The organism is Buchnera aphidicola (Sitobion avenae) (assembly GCF_005082585.1).
GTDB lineage: Bacteria > Pseudomonadota > Gammaproteobacteria > Enterobacterales > Enterobacteriaceae > Buchnera > Buchnera aphidicola_Z.
The window spans coordinates 36,096-53,187 of sequence record NZ_CP034855.1; the positions used below are offsets into that span (position 1 = coordinate 36,096).

Consider the following 17,092-nt stretch of genomic DNA (forward strand, 5'->3'; position numbering starts at 1 on the left):
TTTTTAAAAGATCGCAGTTATATTTTTAAAAAAAAAGTCTTATTTGTTCCAATTATGATGTAAAATTATCATATTTTCACTGTGGCTGCTTTTAAGAGCAGCCATAATTGAGGCATATAAAAACATTAAAGACAATTTATTTTTCTATAAGAGCAGAATTTAATAATTCTGAAAGACTAGCAGAGGCTTCTTCAGCACTCACTTGAGAACTGCTGACCGTTGGGTTATTATGTTTTTTTTGACGACGGTTAAAACGCTCTTTATGATATGCATATCCTGTACCTGCAGGAATTAAACGTCCAACAATTACATTTTCTTTTAATCCTCTTAATTCATCTTTTTTTCCTGCCACTGCAGATTCAGTTAATACTCTTGTTGTTTCTTGAAAAGATGCAGCGGATATAAAAGATTCTGTTGCGAGTGAGGCTTTAGTAATTCCTAGTAAATCTCTTGAAAAGGTAGCTGGTATTTTATTTTTTTTATCTAATGTACGATTTGAAATTTTTATACGAGAAAATTCAACTTGTTCACCGTCTAAAAAATCAGAATTTCCTGATTTAACTATAGTGGCTTTTCTTAGCATTTGTCTTATGATTACTTCAATATGTTTATCGTTAATTTTTACACCTTGTAGACGATATACTTCTTGTACTTCATTTACGATATATCTAGTTACAGCTTGAACTCCTCTTAATCGGAGAATATCATGTGGTGATTCTGGTCCATCAGATACAACATCTCCTCTTTCTACTCTTTCTCCTTCAAATACATTTAATTGTCTCCATTTGGGAATCATTTCTTCATAAGCATCACTACCGTCTACTGGCGTAATAACTAATCTTCTTTTACCTTTTGTTTCCTTGCCAAAAGATATAATACCACTGATTTCAGCTAAAATAGCTAATTCCTTTGGTCGTCTAGCTTCAAATAAATCGGCAACTCTTGGTAGTCCACCAGTTATATCTTTAGTTCCTCCTGATTCTTGTGGTACTCGTGCTAATGTATCACCAGAGCTAATTTGTACTCCATCATCAATTTGAACAATTGCTTTTCCAGGTAAAAAATATTGTGCTGGCATATCTGTTCCAGCAATAAGAACGTCTTTGCCATTATTGTCAATGATTTTTAATGCTGGTCTTAAATCTTTTCCAATTGACATTCTTTCTGCAGTATCTAAAATTACTATAGAAGATAATCCTGTTAATTCATCTGCTTGTCTTGTGATACTTTGACCGTCAATCATGTCAACAAAACGAACAAAACCATTAACTTCAGTAATAACTGGCATAGTATGTGGATCCCATTTTGCAACAGTTTCTCCAGAATTTACTTTTTCACCATCTCCTTTAGCCATTATTGCTCCATAAGGGACTTTATAGCTTTCTTTAGTTCTACCAAAATTATCAATGATATTCAGTTCTACATTTCTTGAAGTAATGACTATTTTCCCAGAAGAATTAGTTACAGATTTTGCATTGTTAAGGTTTATAGTGCCTTGATTTTTGATTTGTATACTAGATTCTGCGGCAGCTCTTGATGCTGCACCTCCAATATGAAAGGTTCTCATAGTGAGCTGTGTACCTGGTTCTCCTATAGATTGAGCTGCGATTACTCCAATTGCTTCTCCTTTGTTAACTAAATTTCCCCGAGCTAAATCTCTACCATAACAATAGGCGCACACACCAAAATCAGTATCACAATTTACTACTGATCTTACTTTAACATTATCTATAGAATTCTTTTCTAAAAGATCACACCATTGTTCATTAAGAAGTGTATTTCTTTTGATTAATACATGTTTAGTATTGGGAATAAAAACATTTTGAGCAGTAACACGACCTAAAACACGTTCACGTAATGGTTCTTTTACGTCACCTCCTTCAATTAACGGAGTCATTAAAATTCCTTCATGTGTTTGACAGTCATCTTGTGTTACAACTAAATCTTGTGCTACATCTACTAAACGACGGGTTAGATATCCAGAATTAGCAGTTTTTAGTGCAGTATCTGCTAATCCTTTTCGTGCTCCATGAGTAGAAATAAAATATTGTAATACGTTTAAACCTTCTCTAAAATTAGCTGTAATTGGTGTTTCAATAATAGAACCATCAGGTTTAGCCATTAATCCTCTCATACCTGCTAATTGACGAATTTGTGCAGCAGAACCACGTGCCCCTGAATCAGCCATCATAAATATACTATTAAAAGATATTTGTTTTTGTTTTGTACCTTTTTTGTTTATAACAGATTCAGTTGATAAGTTTTCCATCATGGCTTTAGCTACTCGTTCATTAGCTGCTGCCCAAATATCAATAACTTTATTATATCTTTCACCTGCTGTTACTAATCCAGATTGAAATTGTTCTTGTATTTCAGCCACTTCAATTTCTGCTTCATTAATAATGTTTGCTTTTTTCTCTGGTATTACCATATCATCAATACCAACTGAAGCTCCTGATCTTGCTGCATAGGCGAATCCAGTATACATAATTTGATCAGCAAAAAAAACAGTGGGTTTAAGTCCTAAAATACGATAACAAGTGTTAAGCATTTTAGAAATATCTTTTTTCCCTAAAGTTTGATTGACAATACTAAAAGGTAGTCCTTTAGGAATAATCATCCATAGAATTGCTCGACCTATAGTAGTGGTAATGATTTTTTTTATTGGAGTAAAACTTTCATCTTTATTTTTTTTATATTCTATTATTCTTACTTTTACTGATGAATGAAGTTCAGCAATACCTAATCGATATACTTTCTCTGCTTCATTAGAATCATTTAATAACATACCCTCACCTTTTCCGTTAATTTTTTTACGGGTCATATAATACAACCCTAAAACAACATCTTGAGAAGGTACAATAATTGGTTCTCCATTAGCTGGAGATAAAATGTTATTAGTTGACATCATGAGAGCTCTAGCTTCTAATTGTGATTCTAGAGTCAATGGAACATGTACAGCCATTTGATCTCCATCAAAATCGGCGTTATAAGCTGCACATACTAGTGGATGAAGTTGAATTGCTTTTCCTTCTATAAGAACAGGTTCAAATGCTTGTATACCTAATCTATGTAACGTAGGTGCACGATTTAAAAGAACGGGATGTTCGCGAATTACTTCATCTAAAATGTCCCATACTACTGCCTCTTCTCTTTCTACCATTTTTTTTGCTGCTTTAATAGTAGTAGCTAAACCACGAACTTCTAATTTTCCATATATAAATGGTTTAAAGAGTTCTAATGCCATTTTTTTTGGTAAACCACATTGATGTAAATGGAGATAAGGACCTACAGTAATTACTGAACGACCAGAGTAGTCTACACGTTTTCCAAGAAGATTTTGTCGAAATCGGCCTTGTTTTCCTTTAATCATATCAGCTAATGATTTAAGAGGTCTTTTATTAGATCCTGTAATTGCTCTTCCTCTTCTACCATTATCCAGTAAAGCATCTACTGCTTCTTGCAACATTCTTTTTTCATTGCGCACAATAATATCAGGAGCTGCTAAATCTAATAAACGTTTAAGACGATTATTTCGATTAATCACTCTACGATATAAATCATTTAAATCTGATGTTGCAAATCTTCCTCCATCTAATGGTACTAATGGTCTGAGATCAGGTGGTAATACTGGTAACACATTAAGAATCATCCATTCAGGTTTATTATGAGATTGAATAAAAGATTCTAATAATTTAATTCTTTTTGTTAGTTTTTTTCTTTTTGTTTCAGAATTAGTTTCATTTAATTCTATTCTTAATGTGTTGCATTCTTGTGCTAGATTAATATCTTTTAATAGAAATTGAATAGCTTCTGCTCCCATTGTAGCATGAAACTCATCTCCAAATTCTTCTAAAGAATCTAAATATTGCTCTTCAGTTAAAATTTGACGTTTTTCAAGGTTAGTCATTCCTGTTTCTATAACAACATAAGATTCAAAATATAATACTCTTTCAATATCTCTTAAAGGCATGTCTAATAGCAAACCAATACGTGATGGTAAAGATTTTAAAAACCAAATATGAGCTGTAGGTGAAGAAAGTTCTATATGACCCATTCGTTCTCTTCTAACCTTACTTTGAGTTACTTCAACACCACATTTTTCACAGATTACACCTCGATGTTTTAATCTTTTATATTTCCCGCATAAACATTCATAATCTTTTACGGGACCAAAAATACGAGCGCAAAATAATCCATCTCTTTCAGGTTTAAATGTACGATAATTAATAGTTTCAGGCTTTTTAACTTCTCCAAATGACCATGATCTAATCATATCTGGTGAAGCTAATGAGATTTTAATAGCATCAAAATCTTCATTTTTAGTTTGGGATTTTAGAAATTTTAGTAAATCTTTCACACATGAGCTCTCGTTGGAGTAAACTTTTAAGGTAATAAAGATATAAATTTTTTTTAATGTTACTGATATTCTTATTCACTTTCCAATTCAATATTAATACCTAATGATCGAATTTCTTTCAAAAGCACATTAAAAGATTCTGGCATTCCAGGTTCCATTTGATAATTTCCGTCTACAATATTTTTGTACATTTTAGTTCTTCCATTTACGTCATCAGATTTAACGGTTAACATTTCTTGTAATGTATAAGAAGCTCCATACGCTTCTAGTGCCCAAACTTCCATTTCACCGAAACGCTGTCCACCAAATTGAGCTTTTCCGCCTAGTGGTTGTTGAGTAACTAAGCTATAAGAACCAGTAGAACGAGCATGCATTTTATCATCTACTAAATGGTTTAATTTCAACATGTACATATAACCAACAGTAACAGGTCGTTCAAATTTTTCCCCAGTTCTCCCATCAAACAGCGTAATTTGTCCAGAAGCAGGTAAACCTGCAAATTTTAACATTGTTTTTATTTCGTTTTCTTGTGCACCATCGAATACTGGTGTTGCAATGGGAATACCATTTTTTAAATTTTTTGCTAATCGTAATATTTCTTTATCTGAAAAAGTATTTAAGTCTATTTTTTGACGCAAGTGATTTCCTAAATCAAAAGCTTTTTGGATAAATTTTCGTAAATTAGACACTTTTTCTTGTGTTTTTAGCATGTGATTGATTTTATCACCAATACCCTTTGCTGCCATACCTAAATGCGTTTCTAATATTTGTCCAATATTCATGCGAGAAGGAACGCCTAATGGATTTAAAACAATATCCACTGGGATACCATTATCATCATATGGCATATCTTCAATAGGATTGATTTTAGAAATTACTCCTTTGTTTCCATGTCTTCCTGCCATTTTGTCACCAGGTTGAATTTGACGCTTTACTGCTAAATATACTTTTACTATTTTTAGAACACCTGGCGCAAGATCATCACCTTGTGTAATTTTTCGACGTTTTATCTCGATTTTTTTATTAAATTCTTCTTTTAATTCATCATGTTGTTTTGCAAGCTTTTCTATTTCTTTTCTTTCATGTTTTTGTTTCATTTCTATAGAAAACCATTTTTCGAAAGGCAATCTATTAAGTTTTTCTTCTTCAATATTAAAAGATATAAAAGTTTTTTTAATATGAGCAAATAAACTTGATTCAAATATTTTAAATTCTTCAGTAAGATCTTTTTTAATTTTTTTAAGATGCATATCTTCAATTTCTAAAGCTCTTTTATCTTTTTTTACACCATCTCTTGTAAATATTTGTATGTCTATTACAGTTCCTGATACTCCATTAGGAACTCGTAATGAAGAATCTTTTACATCTGATGCTTTTTCACCAAAAATAGCACGTAATAATTTTTCTTCTGGTGTTAATTGTGTTTCTCCTTTTGGAGTTACTTTTCCTACTAGTATGTCACCTCCAGTAACTTCTGCTCCAATATAAACAATACCAGATTCATCAAGTTTAGACAGTGCAGATTCACCTACATTAGGTATATCTGCGCTAATTTCTTCTGCTCCTAATTTAGTATCTCGTGATATACATGATAATTCTTGAATATGAATTGTAGTAAAACGATCTTCTTGCACAACTCTTTCAGACACGAGTATTGAATCTTCAAAGTTATATCCATTCCATGGCATAAATGCTACACGCATATTTTGTCCTAATGCAAGTTCTCCCAAATCAGTAGATGGTCCATCAGCCAGAACATCACCTTTTTTAATTTTTTCTCCTAAATCAACACAGGGTTTCTGATTAATACAAGTGTTTTGATTTGATCGTGTATATTTAGTTAAATTATAGATATCTATTCCAGCTTCTCCTGCATACATTTCTTTTTCATCAACTTTAATTACTATACGTGAAGCATCTACATACTGAATAAAACCACTTCTTTTAGCTACTGCTGTAACTCCTGAATCTACTGCTACTGCTCGTTCCATTCCTGTGCCAACTAAAGGTTTATCTGCTTTTAGAGTAGGGACTGCTTGACGTTGCATATTAGCTCCCATTAGCGCTCTATTTGCATCGTCGTGTTCAAGAAAAGGAATTAAAGATGCACCGACAGATACAATTTGTTGAGTAGAAACGTCCATGTAATTTACTTGATTACAATTAAATAAACTAGATTCACCTTTGTGTCGACAGGTTACTAAATCGTCAGTAAAAAAACCGTTTTTATCAATGTTAGTGTTGGCTTGTGCAATAATATAATTACCTTCTTCTATAGCAGATAGATAATTAATTTCTTCTGTTACCAAACCGTTTCGTACTTTTCTATAAGGTGTTTCTAAAAATCCATATGAATTTGTTTGGGCGTATACAGATAAAGAATTAATTAATCCAATGTTTGGACCTTCCGGTGTTTCTATAGGACATACACGTCCGTAGTGAGTAGGATGAACATCTCGAACTTCAAAACCTGCTCTTTCTCTAGTTAAACCGCCTAAACCTAAAGCTGAAATTCGTCTTTTATGAGTAATTTCTGATAAAGGATTATTTTGATCCATAAATTGTGATAACTGACTGGAGCCAAAAAATTCTTTCACGGCAGCTGATATTGGTTTAGCATTAATCATATCTTGTGGCATAAGAGTATCTAAATCACCTATAGATAATCTTTCTTTAACAGCTCTTTCCACTCTAACTAAACCAATTCTAAATTGATTTTCCGCCATTTCTCCAACTGATCTGACACGGCGGTTTCCCAGATGATCAATATCGTCTACTTCTCCTTTTCCATTGCGAATATCAATGATTTTTTTTATTACATCAATTATGTCTTCTTTTTTTAAAGTACCTGAACCTTCAATTTCTTTTCGTAAAAGAGATCTGTTGAATTTCATTCTTCCCACAGAAGAAAGATCATATCTGTCCTCAGAAAAAAATAAATTTTCAAATAAATTTTCTGTCGCTTCTTTAGTAGGAGGTTCTCCAGGTCTCATAACTCGGTAAATTTCTATCAAAGCACTAGCACGATCATTTGATGAGTCTATTCTTAGTGTTTCTGACATATATGGACCATGATCTAAATCATTAGTAAATAATGTTTCGACATAATGAAAATTTGATTTTTTTAATTTTTCTAATGCTTCTAAAGATAATTCTGTATTAGAAAAAATAATTATTTCATTTGTTTTTTGATCTATATAGTTTTTAGATACGATTCTTCCTAACATATATTCAACTGGCACTGTTATAGATTTTATTTTATTATTTTTTAGTTCTTGAATATGTCGAGCAGTAATACGACGTCCTTTTTCTATATATATTTTTCCATTTTTTTGAATGTTAAATGATGCAGTTTCGCCACGAAGTCTTTCCGGGACTAATTCTAGTTTGATTTTATTGTTTTCTATTTTAAAAATATTTTTTTCAAAAAAAATATCTAATATTTCTTCTGTGCTGTAATTAAGAGCACGTAAGATAATGCTGACTGGTAGTTTTCTACGTCTGTCAATTCTAACAAATAAATTATCTTTTGGATCAAATTCAAAATCTAACCAAGATCCTCGATAAGGAATAATACGTGCATTATATAGTACTTTTCCGGAAGAGTGAGTTTTACCTTTATCACTATCAAAAAAAACTCCAGGACTACGATGCAGTTGAGAAACAACTACTCTTTCTGTGCCGTTTATTATAAACGTTCCATTATTTGTCATTAAAGGAATTTCACCCATATAAACTTCTTGTTCTTTAATATCTTTAACAGTGGCTTCTAATATGTCACGTTCATAAATAACAAGCCTTAATCTGACTCTCAATGGTGCTGAATAAGTTGCTCCTCTAATTTGACATTCTTTTACATCAAATATTGTTTCTCCTAAACGGTAACTCACATATTGAAGTTCAGAATTTCCATTATAACCACGAATAGGAAATACAGATCGGAATGCTGCTTCCAATCCTTGTTGACCTTCTAAATCTGGTTTAATAAATTTTTTAAAAGAATCTAATTGAATCGAAAGAAGATATGGTATATCTAAAACTTTAGGACGTTTGCCAAAATCTTTACGAATACGTTTTTTTTCGGTATAAGAGTAAACCATGGGGTTCCTAAGCTCGTTGACAGATAAGTTGAAAATTGATTTATTTTTGTTGTCTGAAGGGGAGACAGTTGTAATATTTTTATTATTTTTTATTAAATATTTCTTAGAAAATGATTTGATTTTTTTTTGATCTAAAAGGCTGGTGAATTAACATCACCAGCCGTACTGGAAAATTAATGAAATTATAAAATTTAATTTTTTTATTTAATTTCGATTTCAGCACCAACATCTTCCAATGTTTTTTTAAGTGATTCTGCATCTTCTTTGCTAATATTTTCTTTTAAAACTGTTGGAGCAGATTCTACTAAATCTTTAGCTTCTTTTAGTCCTAGACCAGTTGCACTGCGCACAGTTTTAATTACTGATACTTTATTAGGTCCAATAACTTTTAAAAAAATATCAAATTCTGTTTTTTCTTCATGTAAATTTTTTTCGTGATCATTATTGCTATTAATAGACATACTAGCAGATACACCAAATTTTTCTTCCATTGCTGAAATAAGATCTACAACATTCATGACTGACATTTTTGATACAGCTTCTAAAATTTGCTCTTTAGTGATAGACATAACAATAATTCCTAATAACAATTAGAATTGTTTTAGATGTTAGTAATACATCAAAAATAATAACCTTTAAGAGGTTTCTTTTTTCTTTTTTATAGCAGACAATGTATAAATCAGTTTTCCAGCAACCGACATTTTTAATATTAATAAAAGCTTTACTATTGCTTCTTTATACGTAGGCATATCTGCAAGTTGATTAATTTCTAAAATAGAGAGTAATTTTCCTTCAAAAGCTGCTCCTGTAATTTTAAAATGTGTATTTTTTTTTGAGAATTCCTTAAATAATCTAGCTCCGCTTCCTGGATGTATCATAGAATAAGCGATAAAGGTAGAACCTTTAATTTTTTTTTTTAAACATTCAAAAGCAGTATTTTTAATCGCTAAAGATAGTAGAGTATTTTGAACAATACTCATAGTTACTCCGATTTCACGTCCAGATTTTCTCAATTCATTGATTTTATTCACGCAAATTCCTTGAGAATCTGCAGTTACAGCTGATAATGCTGTATTAGATATTTTATTAATTTTAGAAACAATGATTTTTTTATTATGAAGATTTAATGCCATGTATCAGATTCTCCTGATTGATCTAGAGAGAAATAATTTAAATTCATTTTTTAATGAAAATGATAAACATGATAATATGACTATAAAGAAAAAATTATTAAATAATAAATTTACAGTATTAGACTTAGATTATTTTTAGGCATTGTAAAACTAAAAAATTTCATATATTATGCTGATTAAAAAAAGGATATCATTATAAATAATTTTTTTTATAGCGTAAAGTGGAAATCATTTTTGCTAAACAGATAACGTGGACTGATCCACGATTAATCCTATACCCATAGTTGTTGATAAAACTATTTTTTTTATATATGTTCCTTTTGATTGTGGTGGTTTTGATTTTTTAATGGATTCTAAAAATATATTTAAATTTTCTTTGATATGTTTTATATTAAAATTAATTCGACCAATTGTAGCATGAATAATTCCATTTTTATCATTTCTATAGCGCACTTGTCCGGTTTTTGCATTTTTAATTGCTTCAGCAATATTTGTAGTGATTGTGCCTAATTTAGGATTTGGCATTAAATTACGAGGTCCTAGTATTTGCCCTAACTGTGTCACTACTTTCATCGCGTCAGGAGAGGCGATAACAATATCGAAATTCACACCTTCTTTTTTAATTTTTTCAGATAAATCCTCCATTCCTATAAATTCTGCGCCTGCATTTTTAGCTATTTTAACATTATTACCTTGTGTAAATACGGCTACTCGAATGATGCGTCCTACGCCATTAGGTAAAACCACTGAACCTCGAATGTTTTGATCTGATTTTTTAGGATTTATCCCTAAATTAATAGCGATGTCAATACTTTCATTAAATTTTACTTGAGAAGATTTTTTTAATAAATTTATTATTTCATCAATGTGATGGAATTTTTTGAAATCAATATTATTTTTAATATGTTTCATACGTTTAGTTATTGTGCTCATTATTATTCCTCAATGATTAGTCCCATAGATTTAGCAGTGCCTTCAATAGATCGCATCATACTTTCAATATTAGAACCAGTCATATCGTTATTTTTTATTTTTGCTATTTCTTGTATCTGTAAACGATTTATTTTTCCTATTTGTTCTGATTTGGTTTTGCTTGCACCTTTTTTAATGCCAGATAGTTTTTTTAATAAAACAGAGGCTGGAGGCGTTTTTGTGATAAATGTAAATGAACGATCAGAATAAACAGTGATAATTACCGGTATTGGAAGTCCTTTTTCTATGTTTTCGGTTTTTTTATTAAATAATTTACAAAACTCCATAATATTAACACCTTTTTGGCCTAAAGCTGGTCCAATTGGGGGGCTAGGATTTGCTGTACCAGCTGAAACTTGTAGTTTAATATACGATTGTATTTTTTTAGCCATTTTTTTCTCATTTTATATAAAAATTTATAAATTATTTTAATTTTTTTCAACTTGTCTAAAGTCTAGTTCTACGGGAGTAGATCTTCCAAAGATAGACACAGAAACTTTTAATCTGCTTTTTTCATAATCTACTTCTTCTACAACACCATTAAAATCTGCAAAAGGACCATCATTTACTCGAACCATCTCTCCTGGTTCAAATAAGGTTTTAGGTCTTGGTTTATCGCCAATTTTACGAAGTCTATTAATAATGACTTCTACTTCTTTGTCACTGATGGGTGAAGGTTTATCTGATTTTCCTCCGATAAACCCTAGAACTCTAGGAATATTTCTAATTAAATGCCAGGTTGAATCTGTCATTATCATTTGAATCAAAACATATCCAGGAAAGAATTTATATTCACTTTTTCTGCGTTGTCCACCTCGCATTTCAATAACTTCTTGTGAAGGAACCATTACTTCACCGAATAAATCTCCCATTTCATTTAATTTTACATGTTCTCGTATTGATTGTGCTACGCGACTTTCAAAGCCAGAAAAAGCTTGTAATACATACCATCTTTTTTTTTGACTCTCATGCATTTTTTTAGAACCTTAAACTAATAATAAATGCTATTAAACGGAATATTATGCTATCTACACTCCACAAAATAAGAGATATAAGAATTGTTACACTAATCACAATGAATGTAGTATACAAAGTCTCTTTATATTTAGGCCATATTATTTTTTGCATCTCTTTTTTTGACACAATTATGTATGATAATATTTTTTTTCCCTGTTCTGTATATATAAAAGTAGTTATTGCACATAAAATGAAAAAAGATATCATAAACATTCGAATAAATAATTGTGTTTTATAAAAATAGTAATTAATGAAAAAAGATATAATAAAAAATATTGATATAGACAACCATTTTATTTTTTCTAAAACTTTAGACTTATTGCGATTTTGGTTATTTTTATTCATAGTTTCTCCTAAAATTATAAAATAATATAGAAAAAATATGTTAATACATTAAACAACTTGTTCTTTTTTATTTATAAAAATTTTATTTTTTACGTGAAAAATTTTTTTATTTTTTAATAAATTAAAAACTCTGAAAATAAACTATTTTTTTAAGCTAGATCAATTCTTTATGAAGTAAGTGTAGAAATTTCAAAATATAGAATATTTTAAAATAAAGTATTAGGTGAGATTGATGATAAATGATTTGAAAATATTTTTTTTAAAAAAGCTATCTCTAATATATATGAAATAAATCTTATAAGTTATGCTGATACCCAGAATTGAACTGGGGACCTCACCCTTACCAAGGGTGTGCTCTACCTACTGAGCCATATCAGCAATTTTATTTTTTAGCGGACAGCGGGAATTGAACCCGCGTCATCAGCTTGGAAGGCTGAGGTAATAGCCATTATACGATGTCCGCATTTTATCTGACATTTATTTTTTAATTGGTGGGAGAAGGATTCGAACCTTCGAAGTCTATGACGTCAGATTTACAGTCTGATCCCTTTGGCCGCTCGGGAATCCCACCTGAAATAATATTTTTATGCCGGCTACCGGAATTGAACTGGTGACCTACTGATTACAAGTCAGTTGCTCTGCCTGCTGAGCTAAGCCGGCTTTTTCGTATAAAGTGCAATTAATATTGAGATATTAGTTTGAAATAAATTATATTATATAATTTTTGATTTGTATTGCAAGTTTTTTTATTAAAAAAACTTCGAAGTACGAAATATCATGCTTTTTTTATTTAAATACAGTTTTTAATAGTTTTTTATTTTAAAAATTTTTGATGGTTCAATTTTTCCTAGTTGTCCAATAAAGTCTATTTCTGGTTTTAATGATATATTAAATTTTTTTAAAATAGATCTATGTATTATTTTTGCTAGTTTTAAAATTTCTTGAGCAGTAGCGCTTTTTTTGTTAATTAATACAAGCATTTGTTGCTTATGAATAGTTGCATCACCAATTTGAATATTTTTCAACGAGCAATGTTCAATCAACCAGCCACCAGAAATTTTTATTAAACCGTTTTTTTGAGGATAATTAGGTATTTTATATAATCTTATTAGTTGTTGTGCCTTTTTTTTTGTAATGACGGGGTTTTTAAAAAAACTACCGGCATTTCCAATATTTTTAGGATTTGGTATTTTTTTTTTACGTATTGTACATATTGTATTAAATATTTTATATGCAGTTATATTTTTTGGACTAATATAATTTTCTAATGAAGAAAAGATGATTGGATGCCATAATTTGGATAGTTTTATACCCACTCCAACAATAGCATATTCATGATTATATTTTTTTTTGAAAATACTGTTTCTATAAGAAAATTTACAAAATTTTTTTTTAATTCTTGTGTATGTATTATTTTTTAAAGATAATACGTCAACATATTGACATATATCTTTAAATTCTAAACCATATGCACCAATATTTTGAATGGCGGCAGAGCCTATACATCCTGGAACTAAAGCTAAATTCTCTAATCCTAAAATACCTAAATTCAAAGTTAATTTTACTAAATCATGCCATTTTTCTCCTGAAAAAACATACAATAACCAAGAATCTTTTTTTTCTATTATTTTTATTCCTTTAATTCGATTAATGATTACTACTCCTGCATAATTTTCTAAAAACAATATATTACTTCCTTCTCCTAAAATTATGTAAGGAATTTTAGATGACTGACAAGTTTTTGATATATTAATTAGTGATTGAATTGTTTTTACAAAAATAATTTTTTTTGCTGTTACATCTATTCTAAATGTGTTTAAATCTTTTAATGATTGATTAGAAAAATATTTTTTTTTATACATAGTATATGAAATATTAATTTAATGTTTTTGTTTTTATGGTAATAAATATATATTTAGTACATATAATATTTTTTAATAACTTTTATATAAAATTATTTTGATAAGGTTGTAAGAATGAATATTCCTTCTGTATATCATAAAGATATAATAAATCAAAAATTAGAAAATATTCGCAATAGTGTGGAGTGTTCTTTTGAATTTTTTCCACCTAAAAACTCTTCTTTAGAAAAAAATTTATGGTGCTCTGTAAAACGTCTAAGTGCATTAAAACCAAAATTTTTTTCTGTAACTTACGGTGCAAATGCTGGTGAACGTGAAAAAACATATAATGTTGTAAAAAAAATACAAGAAAAAACAGGTATTGTTACAGCAGCTCATTTGACTTGTATTGATTCTACACCTGATAAGTTAGAAAAAATAGCAAAAAATTATTGGAACAATGGAATTAAAAGCATTGTCGCATTAAGAGGAGACACATCAGAAAAAAACTATAAACATACTATGTATGCTTTAGATTTAGTTATTTTATTAAAAAAAATTGCTGATTTTGATATTTCTGTAGCTGCTTATCCTGAATTACATCCAGAATCAAAGAATTCCAAATTAGATATTATTAATTTAAAAGAAAAAATTGATGCTGGTGCAAGTCGGGCAATTACTCAATTCTTTTTTAATATTGATAGTTATTTACGTTTTCGAGAGAATTGTATTAAAAATAAGATAAATGTTGAAATTATACCAGGTATTTTACCTGTTTGTAATTTCAAGCAACTTCAACGTTTTTCAAATATGACGAACGTTCAAATTCCTAAATGGATGTTCGAAATATTTAATGGACTAGATAATGATATAGTTACACAAAAAATTATAGGTTCTAGTATAGCAATAGATATGGTAAAAAAATTGTCATCTGAAGGAGTAAAGAATTTTCATTTTTACACTTTAAATGAGTCTGATATTACTTATTCAATTTGTCATATTTTAGGTTTGTAAACTTTTAATTTAATAACAAAATTTATGTATTAATTTAGTAATAATATTTATAGTAGGTTGAATAAAATGGCATTCTAAATATTCATCTGGTTGATGTGCTTGTTCAATCGAACCTGGTCCTAATATTAAAGTTGGTGCAATTTTTTGAAGAAAAGGTGCTTCTGTACAGTAATTAACTGCTTGACTATTTAATTGACACAGTTTTTCTACTATTTTAATAGTATTATTTTTATAAGAACATTTATAAGCAGGAACAGAAGAAAAAAGTTTTTCTATAATTATACGATTAGACCATTTTTTTATAATTGATTCTAATTTTTCTTTAATTAAAATTTTAATTTGCGTTAGAGTCAAACCTGGTATAGGTCGTATTTCAAAGTTTAATACACATAAAGAACAAATGCGATTAATTGCATGACCTCCATGTATAGAAGATAAATTCATAGTTGGATATGGAATAGAAAAATCTTGATGTTGATATTGTTCTTTAAAATATTTTTTTAAAAGTAATAAAGATTTAATAATATTGCACATAATTTCAATACTATTAATACCATGGTTAGAATTACTAGAATGTCCAGTGTCACCAATGACTTTAATTGAATATGACACATGGCCTTTATGCGCGTTAATTAATTTTAAAGATGTTGGTTCGCCAATTATTATACAATCTGGTTTAATAGTAGTAGATTGTGCAAAATTTTTAGCTCCAGACATATCTGTTTCTTCATTGGCAGTGGCAAGGATATAAATTGGTTTAGTTATTTTTTTTGTATTAATAGAAGATATTACATCTAATACAAAAGCAAAAAAACCTTTCATATCTACTGTTCCTAATCCATAAAATTTATTATCATTTTGAGTTAATGTAAAGGGATCTTTTGTCCATGTATTTTCATCAAAGTCTACAGTATCTGAATGTCCAGATAATAGTAGTCCTCCATTTCCTGAACCAATAGAAGCTAACATATTAAATTTGTTAGTATGAGGAATTTGATAATTTTTTATTGAAAAATTTAAATCATAAAAGTAATTAGATAATAAATCGATAAAACTTTTATTGCTTTGATCCAGGGATTTATTATGGCTGCTAATCGTAGGAATTTTAATTAGTGATTTGTAAACTTCAATAAAATCAGGTATTTTTTTTTTCATAATAGAATTTCTTAAACTTATATCACGGTGAAATTAAAAATATTTTATTCATAAATAGATGATTCATCAATATATTAATAGTATAAGATATATTTTTTTATAAATTTAACATTTTATTTGATTTATTTTATTTAAGGCTTATTAATTTTATGTTGAATGTGTTAATTGTTGGTGCTAGTGGATATGCTGGTGCAGAATTAGTCAATTATATAAATTGTCATACGTTCGCTAACTTAAAAAAAATATTTGTCTCAAAAAATAGTTTAGATATAGGTAAATTATTTTCAGATGTTCATCCACAATTTAAAAATATTATAGATTTACGATTTGAAGCCATAAGTGAATCTTTTTTAATTGAAAATAATATTGATGCAGTTTTTTTGGCAACAGATCATGATGTTAGTCATTCTTTAGTTCCTTCTTTTTTATCTGCGGGTTGTGTTGTTTTTGATCTTTCTGCAGCTTATAGAATGAAAAATAGTACTATATATTTAAAGTATTATAATTTTATTCATCAGCATAAAGAACTTTTAAAAAACTCTGTTTATGGATTGGCAGAATGGAAAGAAAAAAAAATAAAAAAAGCAAATTTAATTGCAGTACCTGGATGTTATGCCACTTGCATTCAATTAGCTTTAAAACCTCTTATAAAAGAAAACGTTCTTTGTCGTGCAAATATGCCAATTATTAATGCTATTAGTGGTGTTAGCGGTGCTGGTAGAAAAGCTAATTTAAATAATAGCTTTTGTGAAGTAAGTTTGCAACCATATAATGTTTTTACCCATCGCCATACTCCTGAAATTATAGAAAAGTTAGGTGTTCCAGTACTTTTTATTCCCCATTTAGGTTCTTTTCCAAGAGGTATAATTGCTACTATTACATGTAAATTAAACTCTTGTATCAAGACAGTTGATATGTATAACATTTTTTATAAATTTTATGGTAAGAAACCATTAATTCGCATATATGAAAAATATTTACCAAGTATTAAGGCGGTTGAAAAGCAACCATTTTGTGATATTGGATTTATAATTAAGGATAACTATATGGTAATTGTAACAGCTGAAGATAATTTGTTAAAGGGCGCAGCTGCTCAGGCAATACAGTGTTTTAATATTCGTTTTGGTTTTTCTGAAACAGAATCAATTCTTTAAT

General features: G+C 29.2%; 12 protein-coding genes and 4 tRNA genes. 2 read left to right on the top strand and 14 right to left on the bottom strand.

The genetic code is table 11. The features are described from left to right. Positions 1-136 precede the first annotated feature (136 nt). The 13 genes from rpoC to murB all read right to left on the bottom strand — a co-directional run bounded on the left by rpoC (position 137) and on the right by murB (position 13,789). Positions 137-4,360, bottom strand: coding sequence for a DNA-directed RNA polymerase subunit beta' (gene rpoC, locus D9V77_RS00165; RefSeq protein ID WP_158337919.1), 4,224 nt, complete (start codon positions 4,358-4,360; stop codon positions 137-139). Between the two features lie 71 nt (positions 4,361-4,431). Continuing rightward, positions 4,432-8,460, bottom strand: a complete 4,029-nt coding sequence (rpoB, locus tag D9V77_RS00170) for a DNA-directed RNA polymerase subunit beta (protein WP_158337921.1) — start codon at positions 8,458-8,460, stop codon at positions 4,432-4,434. 200 nt (positions 8,461-8,660) lie between these two features. After that, positions 8,661-9,029 carry a 50S ribosomal protein L7/L12 gene (gene rplL, locus D9V77_RS00175; RefSeq protein WP_158337923.1) on the bottom strand — a complete coding sequence of 123 codons (369 nt, stop codon included), beginning with the start codon at positions 9,027-9,029 and terminating at the stop codon, positions 8,661-8,663. A gap of 66 nt (positions 9,030-9,095) precedes the next feature. Beyond that, positions 9,096-9,593 (bottom strand): 50S ribosomal protein L10, encoded by a 498-nt coding sequence (gene rplJ / locus D9V77_RS00180; RefSeq protein WP_158337925.1) that lies wholly within the window; start codon positions 9,591-9,593, stop codon positions 9,096-9,098. Between the two features lie 237 nt (positions 9,594-9,830). After that, positions 9,831-10,526, bottom strand: a complete 696-nt coding sequence (gene rplA / locus D9V77_RS00185; protein WP_158337927.1) for a 50S ribosomal protein L1 — start codon at positions 10,524-10,526, stop codon at positions 9,831-9,833. Positions 10,527-10,528: 2 nt separating this feature from the next. Continuing rightward, the gene (rplK, locus tag D9V77_RS00190; RefSeq protein WP_158337929.1) at positions 10,529-10,957 is read right to left on the bottom strand and encodes a 50S ribosomal protein L11; all 429 of its coding nucleotides are present in this window, start codon (positions 10,955-10,957) and stop codon (positions 10,529-10,531) included. Positions 10,958-10,993: 36 nt separating this feature from the next. Continuing rightward, positions 10,994-11,539, bottom strand: coding sequence for a transcription termination/antitermination protein NusG (nusG, locus tag D9V77_RS00195; protein ID WP_158337931.1), 546 nt, complete (start codon positions 11,537-11,539; stop codon positions 10,994-10,996). A gap of 4 nt (positions 11,540-11,543) precedes the next feature. Continuing rightward, positions 11,544-11,927: a preprotein translocase subunit SecE gene (secE, locus tag D9V77_RS00200; protein ID WP_158337933.1), complete on the bottom strand. Its 384-nt coding sequence runs from the start codon at positions 11,925-11,927 to the stop codon at positions 11,544-11,546. Between the two features lie 305 nt (positions 11,928-12,232). Further along, positions 12,233-12,305 (bottom strand) — tRNA-Thr (locus tag D9V77_RS00205). 13 nt (positions 12,306-12,318) lie between these two features. Continuing rightward, positions 12,319-12,390 (bottom strand) — tRNA-Gly (locus D9V77_RS00210). A gap of 26 nt (positions 12,391-12,416) precedes the next feature. Next, positions 12,417-12,498 (bottom strand) — tRNA-Tyr (locus D9V77_RS00215). Between the two features lie 16 nt (positions 12,499-12,514). Beyond that, a tRNA-Thr gene (locus D9V77_RS00220) sits at positions 12,515-12,587 on the bottom strand. Between the two features lie 143 nt (positions 12,588-12,730). Continuing rightward, the gene (gene murB, locus D9V77_RS00225) at positions 12,731-13,789 is read right to left on the bottom strand and encodes a UDP-N-acetylmuramate dehydrogenase (RefSeq protein WP_158337935.1); all 1,059 of its coding nucleotides are present in this window, start codon (positions 13,787-13,789) and stop codon (positions 12,731-12,733) included. A gap of 114 nt (positions 13,790-13,903) precedes the next feature. Here murB and metF point away from each other — a divergent pair, with 114 nt between their 5' ends. Then, positions 13,904-14,782, top strand: a complete 879-nt coding sequence (gene metF, locus D9V77_RS00230; RefSeq protein WP_158337937.1) for a methylenetetrahydrofolate reductase — start codon at positions 13,904-13,906, stop codon at positions 14,780-14,782. A gap of 9 nt (positions 14,783-14,791) precedes the next feature. Here the strand turns inward: metF and argE are convergent, their stop codons facing one another. Beyond that, complete coding sequence (gene argE, locus D9V77_RS00235) at positions 14,792-15,937, bottom strand: acetylornithine deacetylase (RefSeq protein WP_158337939.1); 1,146 nt, start codon at positions 15,935-15,937, stop codon at positions 14,792-14,794. Between the two features lie 149 nt (positions 15,938-16,086). On the opposite strand from argE, the gene argC reads away from it, so the two are divergent. Further along, complete coding sequence (gene argC / locus D9V77_RS00240; RefSeq protein ID WP_158337941.1) at positions 16,087-17,091, top strand: N-acetyl-gamma-glutamyl-phosphate reductase; 1,005 nt, start codon at positions 16,087-16,089, stop codon at positions 17,089-17,091. Position 17,092 lies beyond the last annotated feature (1 nt).

Coding starts and splice junctions, on each gene's coding strand:
- argE (WP_158337939.1), bottom strand. CDS start 15,937: ATGAAAAAAAAAATACCTGATTTTATTGAAGTTTACAAATCACTAATT.
- nusG (WP_158337931.1), bottom strand. CDS start 11,539: ATGCATGAGAGTCAAAAAAAAAGATGGTATGTATTACAAGCTTTTTCT.
- rplA (WP_158337927.1), bottom strand. CDS start 10,526: ATGAGCACAATAACTAAACGTATGAAACATATTAAAAATAATATTGAT.
- metF (WP_158337937.1), top strand. CDS start 13,904: ATGAATATTCCTTCTGTATATCATAAAGATATAATAAATCAAAAATTA.
- secE (WP_158337933.1), bottom strand. CDS start 11,927: ATGAATAAAAATAACCAAAATCGCAATAAGTCTAAAGTTTTAGAAAAA.
- argC (WP_158337941.1), top strand. CDS start 16,087: ATGTTGAATGTGTTAATTGTTGGTGCTAGTGGATATGCTGGTGCAGAA.
- rplJ (WP_158337925.1), bottom strand. CDS start 9,593: ATGGCATTAAATCTTCATAATAAAAAAATCATTGTTTCTAAAATTAAT.
- rpoB (WP_158337921.1), bottom strand. CDS start 8,460: ATGGTTTACTCTTATACCGAAAAAAAACGTATTCGTAAAGATTTTGGC.
- rplK (WP_158337929.1), bottom strand. CDS start 10,957: ATGGCTAAAAAAATACAATCGTATATTAAACTACAAGTTTCAGCTGGT.
- murB (WP_158337935.1), bottom strand. CDS start 13,789: ATGTATAAAAAAAAATATTTTTCTAATCAATCATTAAAAGATTTAAAC.
- rplL (WP_158337923.1), bottom strand. CDS start 9,029: ATGTCTATCACTAAAGAGCAAATTTTAGAAGCTGTATCAAAAATGTCA.